Source organism: Arthrobacter sp. zg-Y40 (assembly GCF_020731535.1).
Classification (GTDB): Bacteria; Actinomycetota; Actinomycetes; order Actinomycetales; family Micrococcaceae; genus Arthrobacter_B.
In genome coordinates, this window is record NZ_JAJFZS010000005.1 from 43,057 (window position 1) to 58,689 (window position 15,633).

Genomic DNA, 15,633 nt, shown 5'->3' on the forward strand with positions numbered 1-15,633 from the left:
ACTCCCTACAGGTCCGCCCGGCTGGTATTCCAGCCGGGCGGTCCCTGTGTTCCGGCAGGGTAGGACTCCATCGGGACCTCGTCGGCGGCCCATGCCTGCAGCACCGGATCCACGATCCGCCAGCACTCAGCGGCTATGTCGGCACGGACCGAAAGCAACGGATCGCCGTTGAGCACCGATTCGATCACCTCGCCGTACGGGGTCAAGTGCGACACGTGGGTGGGTCCCTTCAAGCCCGTGCGTTCAAGCCGGAACACGCTCTGCGGTCCGTTGATGTTCAGTTCCAGCTCAATTTCCGCCGGGCCGAAGGAAATCCGCAGCCGCGAAGGCAGGTCGGTGATCCCCGTGAACCCCTCCGGCAGGTGGCTGACCGGCCGGAACGTCACCAGCACCTCCTTGCGGGCACGGCTCATGGCCTTGCCGGAGCGGAGGATAAACGGAACCCCGGCCCAGCGGTCATTGTTGATCCGGATGTCCACCTCGGCCAGGGTCTCGGTGCCGCGGGAGGGATCAACACCGGGGGAGTCCGCATAAGCCTCGATCTCCCGTCCGTCCACGCTGCCGGCGGTGTACCGGGCGCGGCGGCTGGCGGCCGGGTCGGCGACGGAGGCGCGCAGGGTAGCCGCCACCAGATCGCGCAGGTCGCGCTCGCCGAGGGTGGCCGGTGCCTCGATGGCCATAAACGCCATGATGTGAAGCAGGTGGCTCTGGATCATGTCCTTCAGGGCTCCTGCGGAGTCGTAGTACTTCGCCCGCCCTTCCAAGCCCAACTGCTCGTCGAAAACGATCTCCATCTTCTCGATGTGCAGGTTGCTCCACGCCGGTTCCAGCAGCCGGTTGGTGAACCGCAGGCCCAGGATATCCATGACCGTGGTCATGCCCAGGAAGTGGTCCACCCGGAATATATTCTCTTCGGGAACCAGCCGGGCGAGGGCCTCGTTCAAAGCAACGGCGGACGCCTGATCGCTGCCGAAAGGCTTTTCCAGCACCAGCCGGGTGTCCGGCGGCAGGTCGCCGGCCTGCAGTTTCCCCACGGCCTGCACCGCCAGGGCAGGAGGCAGCGCGAAATAGACGGCCAGGGGAGGCTCCAGGTCCCGGATCCTATCTGCCAGCTCGGCGCCCTTGGACAGGTCCAGCTGCAGGTACCGGCCGCGTTCCACCGTGTCGGCCAGATATTCGGCGCCGGATTCATCGGCAGCTTCGGAGGCTTCGGCGAAGCATGCCCGCATGCGGTCCTGCCACTGCTCCCGGGTCCATTCCCGGGACCCGGACCCGATAACGGTCAGCCCGGGCGCGCGTCCGCGGCTGACCACCCGGGCAAGGCCGGGCAGCAGCAGGCGCTCGGCAAGGTCTCCGGTGCCGCCAAGGATGAGAAGGGTCCGCACACGCTGGGGATCGGCCATGACTCCAGCGTCCCACCGCCGCCGCCGCGGAGGTAGGGCAGGGGAGGCAAATAGGCGGAGCGGCTTGGTACCCTTAACAGCTGGGCCTGGCAAACAAGGCGAAGAAACTGACGAAAGAAGTGCGCGGCACGTGTTTAATTCACTGTCTGACCGGTTGACTTCAACCTTCAAAAACCTGCGCGGCAAGGGCCGGCTCACCGAGGCCGACGTCGACGCCACCGTGCGAGAGATCCGCCGCGCCCTCCTGGACGCCGACGTCGCCGTTCCCGTGGTGCGTGCGTTCACCGCCACTGTCAAGGAACGTGCCCTCGGGTCCGAAGTTTCCCAGGCCCTGAATCCGGGCCAGCAGGTCGTCAAGATCGTCAACGAAGAGCTCAAAGCTATCCTCGGCGGCGAAACGCGGCGCCTGCGCCTGGCGAAGAACCCGCCCACGGTCATTATGCTCGCAGGCCTCCAGGGTGCCGGTAAGACCACCCTCGCCGGCAAGCTTTCCAAGCACCTGAAGTCCCAGGGCCACAGCCCGCTGCTGGTCGCAGCGGACCTGCAGCGGCCCAACGCCGTCCGCCAGCTCCAGGTCAACGGCGAACGCGCCGGCGTGCCGGTCTACGCACCGCACCCCGGCGTGTCCTCCGAGTTCGAGGCCGCCACCGGTGATCCCGTTGCCGTGGCCCGCCAGGGCATCCAGGAAGCCCGCACCAAGCTGCACGACGTCGTTATCGTAGACACCGCCGGCCGCCTGGGCGTGGACGCCGAACTGATGCAGCAGGCCGCGGACATCCGCGCCGCCATCAACCCGGACGAAGTCCTCTTCGTGATTGACGCCATGATTGGCCAGGACGCCGTGAACACGGCCCAGGCCTTCAACGAGGGCGTGAACTTCACCGGCGTCGTCCTGACCAAGCTCGACGGTGATGCCCGCGGCGGTGCCGCGCTGTCCGTGGCCTCGGTGACCGGCAAGCCGATCATGTTCGCCTCCACCGGCGAGGCCCTGACGGACTTCGAGATCTTCCACCCGGACCGCATGGCCAGCCGCATCCTGGACCTGGGTGACGTCCTGACGCTCATCGAGCAGGCGGAGCAGAGCTGGGACAAGGATGAAGCCAACCGGATGGCGAAGAAGTTCGCCGACCAGGAAGACTTCACCCTGGATGACTTCCTCGCCCAGATGCAGCAGATCCGCAAAATGGGTTCCATGAAGAAGATGCTCATGATGATGCCCGGTGCCGCCGGCATGCGTGAGCAGCTGGAGAACTTCGACGAACGCGAGATCGACCGGGTCGAAGCCATTGTCCGCTCCATGACTCCGCACGAGCGCGTGGCCCCGAAGATCATCAACGGCTCCCGCCGCGCCCGCATTGCCCGCGGCTCCGGCGTGCACGTCTCCGAGGTCAACGGCCTGCTGGAACGTTTTGTCCAGGCCCAGAAGATGATGAAGAAGATGGCTGCCGGCGGCGGCATCCCCGGCATGCCGGGTATGGCAGGCCCCGGCGGCTTCGGCGGTGCCCGGAAGAAGCAGCAGGCAGCCAAGGGCAAGAAGAAGGCCAAGTCGGGCAACCCGGCGAAGGCCGCCCAGGAACGGGCGGAAGCAGAGGCCCGGGCCGCCGGTGCCCGCAAGGCGCTTCCGACCGGCAGCGCCTTCGGGGCCCAGGACGCGGACTTCGACCCCTCGTCGCTGAACCTGCCCAAGGGCTTCGATAAGTTCCTGGGCAAGTAGGAATACCTGCTGCGCAGCACACAACGCCGGACCACTTGTCCGGCGTTGTGTGTTTAATGGCGTGTGCGTGCCTGAAACGGCGCAATCGCGGAAGCAGGGGCCACCACAGGAAGGGGCCGGCATGGCGGCACAGGGGCTGAGCGGCTTTTACGGGTCGGTCTTCCGGCGCAGCATCACGGTCCAGGTCCTGATCCGCACCCGTGACCACCGCGTGCTGTTGCTGCGCAACGGCAACGCCTGGGAGCTGCCCGGCGGTGTGGTCAAGGGCGGGGAAGATCCGCGCTCCGCTGCCCGCCGCGTTGCCCGCGCAACGCTGGACCCCGGGTCCGACGTCGGCCGTGTCCTGGTCCTCGACTACGTGCAGGGCTCCCATGGACAGGGACAGGCGCAGGGGCAGGGACAGGGCGACTCCATCGCCTTCCTGTTCGACGGAGGTGTGCTGTCCACCTCTGTCTCGGCGTTCACCGGAGCCGGCGGGGAGCGGGAAGCACGCTTTGTTCCCCTGATGGATTGGAGCAGGGGGACGGACGAGGGGCACGGCCGGCGGTGGGGGGCCGCGGTGGAGGCCCTGGAGCTGGGCACCGTGGTGGAGCTGGTCAACGGGGAGCCGGCATCCGCCGGTCCGGTGCCTGCACCCCTGCCCCGCAGGATGATGCCGCCGCTGGAGGGTTTCTCCGGAATTCTTGGACATTAGGAGTGGATTTGCCTCGGGAACGAGTGGTGTTTGTGCACGGCGCCGGCAGTTTCGGTGCTGCCGCCTGGCCGCGGCAGCACGGGCTTGCCCTGGACTATGACTGCCTGTTCCTTCGACGCCACGGCTACGACGCCGTCGCCGAACCGCTGCCGCCCGATCTGGAGACCGATATTGCCATCATCCGGGAAGCGCTCGGCGGACGCGGACATCTGGTGGCGCATTCGGCCGGTGCGGTTCCGGCCATGCTGGCGGCTCTGCGCGACCCGGCGGGGGTGTCCTCCCTGGTCCTGTGCGAACCGGCCGTCTTCTCCCTCACCCGTGACCTGCCCGCCACGACGGCGCACCGCGAGCTGCTGCAGCCCCTTTTCGACGCGGCGCCCGGCCCGTCGGACGCGCAATACCAGCGTGAATTTGTCCGCCGGGTCTTCGCGGCCGAAGCAGCGGCGGCCCCGGACGAGGCCGGTCTCCGCTCGGCCGCCCGCCTGCGCCTGCAACAGCCGCCCTGGGATGCTCCGCTGGACATTGTTCCGGGCGTTCCCACACTCGTCCTTACGGGCGGGTGGGAACCTTTGTACGAGGAAGTGGCGGATTTCTTGGTATCCACCGGCGCCGAACACCGGCAGGTTGGCGGGAACCACCGCCCGCAGGACACGGACTCCGGAGCACAGGCCATCCGGGAGTTCCTCGCCCGCCGGCACGGGGAGAGCTGATGGTCAGAGCGTTAATCCGTAGCGCGGAGCCGGAGGACCTTCCCTTCCTGCCTGCGCTGGAATCGGCCTCCGATGCCCTCTTGGACGGAGCGTCTGGACTGCGGGATGCAGCCACGGCGCTGCCGCCCGTCGGCTTCGCCCGGCTGGAGGAAGTCGACGGCGAGGCCCATCTGGAGCAGCTGTCGGTCCATCCCGATGCCGCCGGCGCCGGACTCGGCCGCACCCTGGTGAAGGCTGCCCTCGGCTGGGCACGGGAGCAGGGGTATGGCTCCATGACGCTCTGCACGTTTGCCGACGTGCCGTTCAACGCACCGTTCTATGCCAGTTGCGGGTTCGAAGTGGTGGTTGATCCCGAGGGTGGATTGGCGGGCCTGCGGCAGCACGAAAAGCTGCTGGGCCTGGACTCCCTGGGCAAACGGGTGGCGATGCGGGCGTGGCTGGGACAGCCGCTGCCGCGTGATGGCATGAAGCCCTCATGAGCGAGCAGCAACCTGTGGTCCTGGTTCCGAGCAGGTATTCCGAGTGGGTAGCCATGGCGGCGGAGATGGCAGTGCGCATCCGCAGGCAGGTGCCGGATGCGCAGGTCGAACACATCGGTTCCACCTCGGTGCCGGATCTGCCAGCCAAGGACGTGGTGGACCTCCTCGTCGGCGTGCGCCGCGTTGTTTTCCGCGACCTGCTCCGCCATGACCCCCAGGCCCGTGCCCGGTATCTGGCTGCCAAGCAATCTGCGGCCGGGAGCGCCGGCGGCTGGGATGACTACACACAGTCGAAGACGCCGGTGGTCGCCGAACTGCTGGCCGGGCTGGCGGACGGAGAACCCCGGCTCGCCATTAGATGAACCTTCAAGTAAGCTGTTTACATGAACGTTCAAGTAAATGACCGGCTGCCCGCCAACCTGGCCATGGGCACGGTGATGCTCAGGGTGGGGGATCTGGCGAAGGTCTCCGGATACTACCGGGGCGCACTCGGCCTGGAGGTGATCGCAGAAGCGGACGGGGGGCTGTACCTGGGCCGCGGCGCTGTGCCGGTGGTGCATCTGGCCCCGGCGCCGGGCCTGCAGGTCGCCTCCCGCGGGGAGGCAGGGCTGTTTCACACCGCCATTCTTTTCGAAGACCGGGCGGCACTGGCCGCGGCCGTCGCTTCGGCGGCGCAGTATGACCCCACGGCATTCGCAGGGTCGGCGGACCATCTGGTCAGCGAAGCCTTTTACTTCACCGACCCGGAAGGCAACGGCATCGAACTGTATTACGACAGGCCGCGGGATGCCTGGGAATGGGATAACACCGGCGCAGGCCGGCAGGTAAAGATGGCTTCGCTGGCCCTGTCCCCGCAGGCCTACCTCCGGGAACACCTGACCGAAGCGGCACTGGACGGACTGCGGGGCTCCGCGGCCGCCGTCGGGCACGTCCACCTGCAGGTGGGGGACACGGCAACTGCCGAAGCCTTCTACGTTTCCACGCTCGGCTTTGAGCGGACCGCCGGGTTCCATGGGCAGGCGCTGTTCGTTTCCGCCGGCGGCTACCACCATCACATGGCCATGAATGTGTGGAACAGCCGAGGCGCCGGGCCGCGCCGCGACACCTTGGGATTGGGGGAGGTGCTGATCAGCGTCCCGTCCGCGGACGACGTCGCAGGGCTGGCCGACCGCCTGAAGACTGCGGGCGTTGCCAGCCACCACACGGGTGCCGAACTGGTCTTCGAGGATCCGTGGCGCAACCGGCTGCGGGTCGCCGCGGGTTGACCGGGACCGCCGGGGAACCGCTTTGGGCCCGCCGGCGCCGTGAGTCGCAAAACGAGGAACCATCTGGCACAATGGTCAGGTACTCGATCTGCGCGGCCCCTCTCTCCGTGCATGCATCTTGTCCTTTTGAACCCTAACGTTATGGCCCGCCCCACGGGAGCAGAAGTACGGGTTCGCCCCATTTCAGATCAGGAGTGACCACAAAAGTGGCCGTAAAGATTCGCCTTAAGCGCCTTGGCAAGAAGTTCTCAGCACACTACCGCGTTGTTGTCATGGATTCCCGTGCCAAGCGCGATGGCCGTGCCATCGAGGAAATCGGACTGTACCGTCCGACCGAGGACCCGTCGTACATCGACATCAAGTCCGACCGCGCCCAGTACTGGCTCGGCGTCGGCGCCCAGCCGTCCGAGCAGGTCGCAGCACTGCTGAAGATCACCGGTGACTGGCAGAAGTTCAAGAACATCGACGGCCAGGAAGGTACCCTGCGTACCAAGGCCCCGAAGGAAGCCTTCGTGGCTCCCGAAAAGAAGTCCGTGATTGTCCCCGAGGCAATCACCCCCAAGGCCAAGAAGGAGGAAGCTCCTGAGGCTTCCGCCGAGGCTGAGGCTGAGTAAATTGCTCGCTGAAGCACTGGAGCACCTCGTGCGCGGAATCGTTGACAACCCTGAGGATGTCAACGTTTCCGCCAAGAGCAACCGCCGTGGGGAAACCCTCGAGGTTCGGGTTCACCAGGAAGATCTGGGCCGGGTCATCGGCCGGCAGGGACGGACGGCCCGCGCACTGCGCACGGTCATCGCCGCCCTTGCCAACGGTGAGCAGGTCCGGGTTGACGTTGTGGACACCGACCGGCGCCGCTGATAATCAACGGCGCAGCGGAAGCGGACAGTTCTTCCTTGCAGTACCAGCAGTAAAAGCAGTACACAGGATCCGGCCCCGACACCAGATAATGGTGCAGGGGCCGGATTTTTTGTGAGGCGGGTTCCCGCCCCACCATCCCAGGCGAGACAACCCCGACAGAGGAGATTCCATGCAGTTACAGGTGGCACGCATCGGCAAGCCGCACGGCATCCGCGGCGAAGTGACCGTCCAGGTGCTGACCGACGCGCCCGCGGACCGCTTTGTCCCCGGCACCGAACTCACCGTGGAGCCGGCCTCCAAGGGGCCGCTGACAGTGATCAGTGCCCGCTGGAACAAAGACATCCTGCTGCTCGGTTTCGAGGAAGTAGAGGACCGCAACGGCGCCGAGGAACTGCGCGGCGTCAAGCTGTTCATCGATACCGAAACCGCCGACGAAGATGACGACGACGAAGGTTGGTATGAGCACGAACTGGTGGGCCTGAAGGCGCGGGTGGGCAACGACGTCGTTGGCACCGTCAGCGGGCTGCGGACCCTTACGGTCCAGGACCTGCTGGTGGTCGAAGACGCCAACGGCGCGGAAATCCTGGTGCCGTTCGTTGAGGCCATCGTCCCTGAAGTGAACGTCGAAGGCGGCTACGTGCTGCTCACTCCGCCCGAGGGTCTCTTCGAGCTGAACAAGCCCGAAGACAAGAAGCTCGAAGACAAGAAGCCCGAAGCCGGCGCGGCCGACACGAAGGAAGCCGGACAGTAAGTGCGTATCGACGTCGTCAGTATCTTCCCGGAGTACCTCGCCGCCCTTGAGCTGTCCCTCATCGGCAAGGCCCGGCAGGACGGACTGCTGGACCTGTCCGTGCATGACCTGCGGGACTTCACCACCGACCGGCACCGCACCGTGGATGACACTCCCTACGGCGGGGGAGCGGGAATGGTCATGAAGCCCGAACCCTGGGCGGCGGCGCTGGAATCGGTTGCCGGCGACGGCGACGAACGCCCCGTCCTGATTGTTCCTTCGCCGGCGGGCGCGGTGTTCACCCAGGCCATGGCCTACGAGCTGGCTGAGGAGAAGCACCTGGTCTTCGCCTGCGGCCGCTACGAAGGAATCGACGAACGGGTCCTGGAATGGGCCGGGGAACACTTCGACGTGCGTCCCGTCAGCCTGGGCGACTATGTGCTCAACGGCGGGGAAGTGGCTGTGCTGGCCATGGTGGAAGCCGTGGGCCGGCTGGTGCCCGGCGTCGTCGGCAACCCCGAGTCGCTGGTGGAGGAATCCCATTCCGACGGGCTCCTGGAATACCCGGTTTACACCAAGCCCTCCGACTGGCGGAACCGGCCCGTCCCCGAAGTCCTGCTCAGCGGCAACCACGGGAAAATCGCCCGTTTCCGGCGGGACGAGCAGCTGCGCCGCACCGCGGCCCGCCGCCCGGACCTGATCGAAAAGATCGACGCCGCTGCCCTGGACAAAGCGGACCTGGCCACCCTGGCCGCCCTGGGGTACGAAGTGCGCGGCGGCCGGATCCTTCCTCCGGCCTGATGCCCCGCCCGATCCGCTCCAGCTGATTGGTGGTGCCGGGTCGGATATGGCAAAATAAAGCATTGTGCCATCTGGGTCCGTACCTGCCACAGGGGGAACGCGGCCAACAGCCAGGCACGCCGGCAGCCCAACTTCGGGTTCCTGCCGGTCCTTTACCTTCGACAGCATCCGTGCGGCCCCGGTTTCGGGACGCATTCTTGCTGCCGTTACCAAAGTGGATGACCTGTGGCGTCCACCAGGAGTGATAAACAAATGCACATCCTAGATTCTGTTGACGCAGGCTCCCTGCGTACGGACATCCCCGAGTTCCGCGCCGGTGACACGGTCAAGGTTCACGTAAACATCATCGAAGGCAAGAACACCCGTGTTCAGGTCTTCCAGGGCTTCGTGCTCAAGCGCCAGGGCGACGGCCTCCGCGCGACCTTCACGGTCCGCAAGGTCAGCTTCGGCGTCGGCGTGGAGCGTACCTTCCCGGTACACTCCCCGGTCATCGACAAGATCGAGGTTGTATCCAAGGGCGACGTCCGCCGCGCCAAGCTGTACTACATGCGCGACCTGCGTGGCAAGGCAGCCAAGATCAAGGAAAAGCGCGACTTCCGTCCCGCCAAGTAATTTACTTGTCTGCAGCATCCGCCTCCGGGGACCCCTCCGCGAAGCACACAGAACGCCGGCCCCGGATTGCGGGCTGGCGTTTTGTGCTATGTGCTCTCGCTGCGGCGGTCATCCTCGCCGCCCTTGTCCGGGCCTTCCTGTTTGACGTTTTCTACATCCCCTCGGATTCCATGCAGCCGCTGCTCGAACCCGGAGACCGTGTGCTGGTGTCCCGGATCGCGTATGCGTCGGAGGACATCCGCCGCGGCGACGTCGTGGTCTTTGACGGCCGCGGCTCGCTGGCACCCCTGCACAGTGGACGTCCCGCCCTTGAAGAGGCGGCCGTCACCGTGGCCCGCTGGGTGGGCCTGGCCGGCAGCGACACCGTGTACGTGAAGCGGGTGGTCGGTGTGGCGGGGGACCGTGTCAGCTGCTGCAGTGACTCAGATCCCCGAATCACCGTTAACGGAACTCCGGTGGATGAGCCGTACGTTTATGAAGGTGACGCCCCCAGCGAGCAGCCGTTCGACGTCGTCGTTCCCGAGGGCCGCCTGTGGGTCCTGGGGGACCACCGCTCCGTTTCGGCGGATTCCCGTTCGCTGCTGGGGGCACCGGGCGGCGGGCTGATCTCCACCGAAAGGGTGATTGGGCAGGCCCAGCGGATTCTTTGGCCGCTCGGACGCAGTACCAATATTGACCGGCTATCCTTAGGAGCCGAGTGGACAACGGAGAAATAAGAGGAAACGCAATGTCGCAGCAACCGGACCAGTCCCCCGACGGGACGCCCGGCTCCGGGGAGCAGCGGGACCACGCCGCCCACGCCATGGCACCCAAGCAGAAGAAGCGGGGGCTCGGGGCGTGGCTGCGGGAAGTGCTGACCATCGTGGTGATAGCCCTGGTGCTTTCCTTCCTGATCAAGACCTTCCTTTTCCGGGCGTTCTATATCCCCTCGGGGTCCATGGAAGAGACGCTGGAGATCAATGACCGGATCTTCGTCAACCTGCTGGTGCCGCAGCCGATAGACCTGAACCGCGGCGACGTGGTGGTGTTCAAGGACACCAAGGGCTGGCTGCCGCAAACAGTTGAAAAGCCGGCGAATCCGGTACGCGAGGCGCTCACCTTCGTGGGGCTGCTCCCGGATGAATCACAGCAGCACCTGGTCAAGCGGGTCATCGGCACCGAAGGCGACCACGTGGTGTGCTGCGATGCGGACGGCAAGATCACCGTCAACGGCGAAGCCCTGGACGAGCCGTACCTTTACCCCGGCGCCACTGCCTCTGACATTCCCTTCGATGTGGTAGTCCCTGAAGGCAAGGTCTGGGTGATGGGGGACCACCGCAACGCCTCCGCCGATTCGCGCGAGCACCAGGCCGGTGAGGGCGGCGGCTTCGTCGACGTAGGGGACATTGAGGGCAAGGCTGTAGTGACCGCTTGGCCGCTGAACCGGATCGGCGGAGTCAGCAGCTATTCCGAGGTCTTCGAAAACGTTCCGGAACCCGAAGGAAGCAGCAGCAAGTGAGCACTGCCGTAAGAGCTTCCGCGGCGTCCAAGGCACCCACCCTGCGTTTTGAACGGACCTTCGCCGCGCAGGGGCACCAAATCCTTGCCGGTTGCGACGAGGTGGGGCGTGGTGCCCTTGCTGGCCCGGTGTCGGTGGGGCTGGTGGCCGTTGACCTGGCCACGGTGCGTTCCCTGAAAGGCGTCAAGGACAGCAAACTGCTCTCCGTGGCGGACCGGAACGCCCTGGTGCCCCAGATCAAGAAATGGGCGCTGGCCTGGGGCGTCGGACACGCTACCGCTGCGGAGATCGACCTGTTTGGGCTGACGGCAGCGCTGCGGCTCGCGGGAACGCGGGCCTGGGATCAGGTGTGCCTCACCCGGCGGCCCGACGTCGTGCTTTTGGACGGCAATTACAACTGGCTTTCCCCCGAGCGGCAGGGAAGTCTCTTCGACGGTCTGGAGGCAGCCGGCGGCGTCGGCGGCGTCGGCGGTCCCGCGGCGCTGGCCCCAGGCGAGGGCTGCGACGCGGAAGTCCACACCAGGATCAAGGCAGATATGCAGTGCCTGAGCGTAGCGGCTGCCAGCGTCCTGGCGAAAGTGGAACGCGACGCCATGATGGTAGAGTTTGCCGCTGCTAACCCGCACTACGCGTGGGAGATCAATAAGGGCTATGCCACCGAGTCGCACCGTGCGGCCATCGATACCCATGGACCTACGCCGCTGCACCGCATGTCCTGGCATCTGGGCTCCAAGCCGAGGCCCGGGGAAACGGCGGCGGTGCCGGGGGACGACCTAAGCCCAGTTGGGGGGATGATAGGAACATGAGCGCCGAAGACCTTGAGAACTATGAAACGGACATGGAGCTCCAGCTGTACCGGGAGTACCGGGACGTTGTCGGTCTCTTCAGCTACGTGGTGGAAACCGAACGGCGGTTCTACCTGGCCAACCATGTGGACCTCCAGGCCCGCTCCGCCGACGGCGAGATCTACTTCGACCTGACGCTCCAGGACGCCTGGGTATGGGATGTCTACCGCTCCGCCAGGTTTGTGAAGAGCGTCCGCGTGATCACGTTCAAGGACGTCAATGTGGAGGAACTGACCCGCAACGATGACCTCACACTGCCCAAGGCGGACGAACTCTAGGCGTTACTCCACGCCCGCCGGCACGGACGGCAGCCGCCGTGCTGTGTCGGCCCAGCTGGCCGCCGGCTCCCTCGAATCGCCGTTGGCCAGGGTGGAAATCCAGCCTTCAACCATCTTGCCGCGGTGGTTTAGCAGATAGGGAACGGCTATCGGTGCCGGAAATCCGCAGCGCCAGACCGTTTTGTAGCTGCCGGCGTTTCCGGCGTTCGCGCTCCAAGTCACCACGTCCCAGCCCAGCTCATCGAAGGCGTGGCCGAGTACCAGCCGCACGGCGCGGGACATCAGGCCGCGGCCGCGGAATTCCGGTGACGTGACGAAGCCCAGGTTGCCCGAGTTCGCACCCTGGAAGCGCAGGTCGATGGTCCCGGCGTAGTTTCCCCCGGTTTCCAACGCCCAGGACACGGCATTTTCCTGCGGCACCGAAATGCCCGCAAGATACTCCCGCGCCATCTCCGGCGTATAGTCCAGCGGGACCGTGGTCCACTTGATTGTGAGCGGGTCCAGGCACCGGGCGTAGACGGCGTCGAGGTCGGCAGGAGTATGCGGGCGCAGCGCCAGCGGGCCGTCGACCAGCCGGGGGATTTCGAAAACCATCCCCACATCCTAGGCACGGAGGACCGGTCTAGACTGCTGACATGCCCGAGCACCGCACCGGTTTTGATGCCAACCGGCGGCTGTATGCCCAGATGCAGCCCGACGCTGGCTCGCTGGCGCATCTGCTCGCCCTGCGGGATTCCCTAACCTCGGGTGCGCCGCGCGGGACCCGTCCGGTGCCGCGCGGCCAGCTGCACTTGACACTCATCCATTTCGGTAAAGTGCTTGACGTGCACCGGGTCATCAGTGCGGCCACGGGCATCAGCCTGCCTGACTACGGGCAGCTGCTGGCGGGATACATCGAGCGGACAGAGGCCCTCCTGCCCGAGGACTCCTTCCGGCTGCAGCCCGTGCACCTGACCGGATTCGGCGCGCACGGACGGACCCTCGTGGCGGAATACGCTCCCACCCCGCAGCTTGCCGCGCTGCACGCAGCCCTGCTGACAGAGCTGACCGGGTTCCTGGCCGCCTGCGGGATTGGGGACACTGCCGGGTTCATGGCGGGCGACCCGAACTTCATGTTCGCGCAGACGCTGCGCCCGCACATCACCCTTGCCCGCTGTTACACGGGGGAGCCGCCGGCGCTGCCGCTGGCGCCGGTAACGCTTACACCCATGCCGGTGGTCTACCCCGGGCGCTGACCGCGTGCTGACGCGTGCTGACGCGTGCTGTGCGAGGATGGCCGCGTGAATACCGATCAGCTGCTCGCCGGACCCAGGGGCCGCCGGCTGTGCCTGAACCTGGCCGCGGAACTGGAGCCGCGTATCCGCATGGCCGTCTTCAACCTGGGCTATGAGCTTGACCCGGGCAAGGGGGTTTCGGTTGTCCGGTTCGGAACGGCTACCGACGCCGGGGGAGCCACCGACCTTCCGGCCGCTTCGCCGGAGGAGCTGGGTGCGCTTCTTGCTGCCGTGGACGTGCCGGATCTGGACGAGATGCCGGTGCTAGCTGCCCTGGACGCAGCCGTGGCCACAGCCAGGTACTGGCAGGCACCGGACGGTGAGGACGTCCTGGCAGCGCTGCCGGTCATCCGGGAAGCGCTGCGTCCCGTGGCGGACCGGGTCAGGGCGTCACCGGGAGCGGGCTGGTGGGAGCAGCCCCGTGCCCGGGAACAGTGGGCCGTCGACTGGCGGGATCCGGATGCTCCCGCACCGTTGGGGCAGGACCTGCGCACGGTGCTTGCGGAGTGGGCACGGAACACCCGTGCCGAGGAGCTCAGAGCGTTGGAAAGTTTCCGCTACGCCTCCGGTTCCTGGTGGTCGATCCCCGTTGGCCTCCTCGGCACGATCAGAGCGCTCCCCGTCGGATTGGACTTGGTGGAGGACGCCCCGGGGTGGCGGGAGGCCACCGCGATTCCGGTTCGAGGGGACGGCCGGACCTACGAAATCCGTACCGCGGACGACTGGGCGCAGCTGTGCCGTGCGTTCCCGCTGGAGGTCACGGCCTCCCGCCGGCACGACTGGTTCCAGGTCACCGGCCGGGACGGCCGGTGGGTGATCCCGGACTGGGAACGCGTGGGCACGCAATGGGATGCCGTCCACCTGACGGTCCTGGGATATCTGGCCTGTGCCGGCCGGGCACTGACCGTGGACAGCGACACGGCGTCGGTGATTGCCGGCTGGGACCCGGACCGGACGATCTGGCTCACCGACGTCGTACGCGAGACCGGCGGACAGCGGCAGTCGTGGCACCGTTCCCAGCCTGGTGATGCCTGGCGGGAGCAGGCTTAGTCCTCTCCTCCCCAATGCCGCCTTCAGCGGCCGCGTCCGCCCGGGACTGCACACCGGCGGATGAACCGCGGCAGGGCTGTGCCCGCCGGCGCAAGGATGGCGACATGAAAGCCAAAGACATCCTGGGCAGCCGCGGCGAGGAGCTGGCGGCCCAATACCTGGCCGCCGCAGGAATGACCATCGTCGACCGGAACTGGCGCTGCCCCGAAGGAGAGATCGACCTGGTGGCCGTGGACGGCGCCACCCTGGTGGTGGTGGAGGTCAAGACCCGGTCATCCCTTGCCTACGGGCACCCGTTTGAAGCCATTACCCCGGCGAAACTCGCCCGGTTGCATGGTCTGTCCGCGGCTTGGGTGCGCGAACACGGACGGTATTTTGCGCACCGCCGGATCGATGCGGTGGCAGTGCTCGACGACGGCGCGGGCCGGCCGCTTGTAGAGCACCTGCAGGCAGTGGGCTGATACTGCCCGGCGCCGTCGTATGATGAGCCCCGGCACTTAGGGGGACGGCGGGATGAAAAACATCGTAAACAGCGGACGGGAAGACCATGGGCTGGAAGCGGAAGCGGACAGGGGGTTGGGCCCCGGCTTGAGACCCACTTTGAGTCCCGGTTTGGAGCCCTTGACCTTTTCGGTTTCGAAGATCCGGGTTCTCGGACTGGGCCTCATGGCGCTGTTGTTCGCCGCGGGATGCGCGGCGTTGGTAGTGCATGGCTTCACCGGCCATCACCATCACGGCAGCGGCCGCGTTGGCGGCAGCTTGGCAGAGGTGGTGGCAGGCTTGATCGGTGTGGCCTTCTTCGGCGGGGGCGCTTTTTTCTTCGTTTGGAAGAAACTGCGGGAGCCGGAACTGCTGACGCTCACCGAGCAGGGCATCATGGTGGCGTCGGGAGGCTTCATCCCCTGGGATAACTTCGCCGCCGTCGGCATCGGCCGGACCATGGGCGGCCCGGGCGGTGCCAAGATCATCGGAATTCGGGTGAAATCGCAGGAGCGCCTGGTCGCGACCATGTCCCCGGGCGATATCCGCGCGGTGCAGGGGGTAGCCAAGGCGGGCAGATTATTTGGCCGGATCATGCCTGGCAGGGGATTGCGCGGGCAAAGGGAAGCCTTGGGCGCTTTGCGCTCCATGCCCCAGCACGGCCCGGTGGCCACTTTCCAGTGGACGCGCGATGTGTCCGGCTGGGATGTGAGCTGGTCCCCGCTGGTATTCAATCGCCGCAGTGCCACCGTGGTGCGGATCATTGAGGATTACCACCGGGCAGTGTTGAAGCTCCGTCCCTAGCCCAGGGCCTTTTCCTCCACAGACCCGGGATTCCTGTTCCCGTTGCTGCGCCGTCCACATCCGTGGGGGGGGGGGGGGGCCGCCCCCCCCCCCCCCCCCCGGGGGGGGGGCGGAGTGGCCGGCTTCACCCCCCACGGG

General features: G+C 66.5%; 21 protein-coding genes. 19 read left to right on the forward strand and 2 right to left on the reverse strand.

Features of this window, described 5'->3' with window-relative positions:
• Positions 1-5 precede the first annotated feature (5 nt).
• Complete coding sequence (locus tag LJ754_RS07180) at positions 6-1,403, reverse strand: glucose-6-phosphate dehydrogenase (RefSeq protein WP_227926081.1); 1,398 nt, start codon at positions 1,401-1,403, stop codon at positions 6-8.
• 130 nt (positions 1,404-1,533) lie between these two features.
• On the opposite strand from LJ754_RS07180, the gene ffh reads away from it, so the two are divergent.
• The 15 genes from ffh to LJ754_RS07255 all read left to right on the forward strand — a co-directional run bounded on the left by ffh (position 1,534) and on the right by LJ754_RS07255 (position 11,887).
• Complete coding sequence (gene ffh, locus LJ754_RS07185; protein WP_227926082.1) at positions 1,534-3,117, forward strand: signal recognition particle protein; 1,584 nt, start codon at positions 1,534-1,536, stop codon at positions 3,115-3,117.
• A 121-nt stretch (positions 3,118-3,238) separates the two neighbouring features.
• The gene (locus LJ754_RS07190) at positions 3,239-3,811 is read left to right on the forward strand and encodes an NUDIX domain-containing protein (protein WP_227926083.1); all 573 of its coding nucleotides are present in this window, start codon (positions 3,239-3,241) and stop codon (positions 3,809-3,811) included.
• 8 nt (positions 3,812-3,819) lie between these two features.
• Complete coding sequence (locus LJ754_RS07195; protein ID WP_227926084.1) at positions 3,820-4,521, forward strand: alpha/beta fold hydrolase; 702 nt, start codon at positions 3,820-3,822, stop codon at positions 4,519-4,521.
• Entirely contained in the window at positions 4,521-5,000 is a 480-nt protein-coding gene (locus tag LJ754_RS07200) for a GNAT family N-acetyltransferase (protein WP_227926085.1), read from the forward strand. The genes LJ754_RS07195 and LJ754_RS07200 overlap by 1 nt, the downstream gene beginning before the upstream one ends.
• Positions 4,997-5,362, forward strand: coding sequence for a GrpB family protein (locus LJ754_RS07205; RefSeq protein WP_227926086.1), 366 nt, complete (start codon positions 4,997-4,999; stop codon positions 5,360-5,362). The genes LJ754_RS07200 and LJ754_RS07205 overlap by 4 nt, the downstream gene beginning before the upstream one ends.
• 21 nt (positions 5,363-5,383) lie before the next feature.
• Positions 5,384-6,265 (forward strand): VOC family protein, encoded by an 882-nt coding sequence (locus LJ754_RS07210; protein ID WP_227926087.1) that lies wholly within the window; start codon positions 5,384-5,386, stop codon positions 6,263-6,265.
• 206 nt (positions 6,266-6,471) lie between these two features.
• Entirely contained in the window at positions 6,472-6,879 is a 408-nt protein-coding gene (gene rpsP / locus LJ754_RS07215) for a 30S ribosomal protein S16 (protein WP_227911702.1), read from the forward strand.
• A gap of 1 nt (position 6,880) precedes the next feature.
• Positions 6,881-7,123: an RNA-binding protein gene (locus LJ754_RS07220; protein WP_227911701.1), complete on the forward strand. Its 243-nt coding sequence runs from the start codon at positions 6,881-6,883 to the stop codon at positions 7,121-7,123.
• A gap of 169 nt (positions 7,124-7,292) precedes the next feature.
• Positions 7,293-7,874 (forward strand): ribosome maturation factor RimM, encoded by a 582-nt coding sequence (gene rimM, locus LJ754_RS07225; RefSeq protein ID WP_227926088.1) that lies wholly within the window; start codon positions 7,293-7,295, stop codon positions 7,872-7,874.
• Complete coding sequence (gene trmD / locus LJ754_RS07230; protein WP_227926089.1) at positions 7,875-8,654, forward strand: tRNA (guanosine(37)-N1)-methyltransferase TrmD; 780 nt, start codon at positions 7,875-7,877, stop codon at positions 8,652-8,654.
• 252 nt (positions 8,655-8,906) lie between these two features.
• Complete coding sequence (gene rplS, locus LJ754_RS07235) at positions 8,907-9,266, forward strand: 50S ribosomal protein L19 (protein WP_227911698.1); 360 nt, start codon at positions 8,907-8,909, stop codon at positions 9,264-9,266.
• 5 nt (positions 9,267-9,271) lie between these two features.
• Positions 9,272-9,982, forward strand: a complete 711-nt coding sequence (gene lepB, locus LJ754_RS07240; RefSeq protein WP_227911697.1) for a signal peptidase I — start codon at positions 9,272-9,274, stop codon at positions 9,980-9,982.
• 11 nt (positions 9,983-9,993) lie between these two features.
• Positions 9,994-10,764 carry a signal peptidase I gene (gene lepB, locus LJ754_RS07245; protein ID WP_442860141.1) on the forward strand — a complete coding sequence of 257 codons (771 nt, stop codon included), beginning with the start codon at positions 9,994-9,996 and terminating at the stop codon, positions 10,762-10,764.
• Positions 10,761-11,570, forward strand: coding sequence for a ribonuclease HII (locus LJ754_RS07250; protein WP_227926090.1), 810 nt, complete (start codon positions 10,761-10,763; stop codon positions 11,568-11,570). The genes lepB (LJ754_RS07245) and LJ754_RS07250 overlap by 4 nt, the downstream gene beginning before the upstream one ends.
• Entirely contained in the window at positions 11,567-11,887 is a 321-nt protein-coding gene (locus LJ754_RS07255) for a DUF2469 domain-containing protein (protein ID WP_227901490.1), read from the forward strand. The genes LJ754_RS07250 and LJ754_RS07255 overlap by 4 nt, the downstream gene beginning before the upstream one ends.
• 3 nt (positions 11,888-11,890) lie before the next feature.
• Here the strand turns inward: LJ754_RS07255 and LJ754_RS07260 are convergent, their stop codons facing one another.
• Positions 11,891-12,481, reverse strand: a complete 591-nt coding sequence (locus LJ754_RS07260) for a GNAT family N-acetyltransferase (protein WP_227926091.1) — start codon at positions 12,479-12,481, stop codon at positions 11,891-11,893.
• A 41-nt stretch (positions 12,482-12,522) separates the two neighbouring features.
• Here LJ754_RS07260 and LJ754_RS07265 point away from each other — a divergent pair, with 41 nt between their 5' ends.
• The 4 genes from LJ754_RS07265 (at position 12,523) to LJ754_RS07280 (ending at position 15,495) form a co-directional block, all read left to right on the forward strand.
• Positions 12,523-13,122 (forward strand): 2'-5' RNA ligase family protein, encoded by a 600-nt coding sequence (locus LJ754_RS07265; RefSeq protein ID WP_227926092.1) that lies wholly within the window; start codon positions 12,523-12,525, stop codon positions 13,120-13,122.
• 45 nt (positions 13,123-13,167) lie between these two features.
• Complete coding sequence (locus LJ754_RS07270; RefSeq protein WP_227926093.1) at positions 13,168-14,211, forward strand: hypothetical protein; 1,044 nt, start codon at positions 13,168-13,170, stop codon at positions 14,209-14,211.
• Positions 14,212-14,315: 104 nt separating this feature from the next.
• Positions 14,316-14,672 carry a YraN family protein gene (locus tag LJ754_RS07275; RefSeq protein WP_227926094.1) on the forward strand — a complete coding sequence of 119 codons (357 nt, stop codon included), beginning with the start codon at positions 14,316-14,318 and terminating at the stop codon, positions 14,670-14,672.
• Between the two features lie 52 nt (positions 14,673-14,724).
• Positions 14,725-15,495, forward strand: coding sequence for an STM3941 family protein (locus LJ754_RS07280; protein ID WP_227926095.1), 771 nt, complete (start codon positions 14,725-14,727; stop codon positions 15,493-15,495).
• The last annotated feature ends 138 nt before the right edge of the window (positions 15,496-15,633 follow it).

Bases quoted from the DNA above. Each gene is read 5' to 3' on its own strand.
- LJ754_RS07180 (WP_227926081.1), bottom strand. From the start codon at position 1,403: ATGGCCGATCCCCAGCGTGTGCGGACCCTTCTCATCCTTGGCGGCACC.
- LJ754_RS07190 (WP_227926083.1), top strand. From the start codon at position 3,239: ATGGCGGCACAGGGGCTGAGCGGCTTTTACGGGTCGGTCTTCCGGCGC.
- LJ754_RS07200 (WP_227926085.1), top strand. From the start codon at position 4,521: ATGGTCAGAGCGTTAATCCGTAGCGCGGAGCCGGAGGACCTTCCCTTC.
- LJ754_RS07205 (WP_227926086.1), top strand. From the start codon at position 4,997: ATGAGCGAGCAGCAACCTGTGGTCCTGGTTCCGAGCAGGTATTCCGAG.
- LJ754_RS07210 (WP_227926087.1), top strand. From the start codon at position 5,384: ATGAACGTTCAAGTAAATGACCGGCTGCCCGCCAACCTGGCCATGGGC.
- rimM (WP_227926088.1), top strand. From the start codon at position 7,293: ATGCAGTTACAGGTGGCACGCATCGGCAAGCCGCACGGCATCCGCGGC.
- rplS (WP_227911698.1), top strand. From the start codon at position 8,907: ATGCACATCCTAGATTCTGTTGACGCAGGCTCCCTGCGTACGGACATC.
- lepB (WP_442860141.1), top strand. From the start codon at position 9,994: ATGTCGCAGCAACCGGACCAGTCCCCCGACGGGACGCCCGGCTCCGGG.
- LJ754_RS07255 (WP_227901490.1), top strand. From the start codon at position 11,567: ATGAGCGCCGAAGACCTTGAGAACTATGAAACGGACATGGAGCTCCAG.
- LJ754_RS07260 (WP_227926091.1), bottom strand. From the start codon at position 12,481: ATGGTTTTCGAAATCCCCCGGCTGGTCGACGGCCCGCTGGCGCTGCGC.
- LJ754_RS07265 (WP_227926092.1), top strand. From the start codon at position 12,523: ATGCCCGAGCACCGCACCGGTTTTGATGCCAACCGGCGGCTGTATGCC.
- LJ754_RS07275 (WP_227926094.1), top strand. From the start codon at position 14,316: ATGAAAGCCAAAGACATCCTGGGCAGCCGCGGCGAGGAGCTGGCGGCC.
- LJ754_RS07280 (WP_227926095.1), top strand. From the start codon at position 14,725: ATGAAAAACATCGTAAACAGCGGACGGGAAGACCATGGGCTGGAAGCG.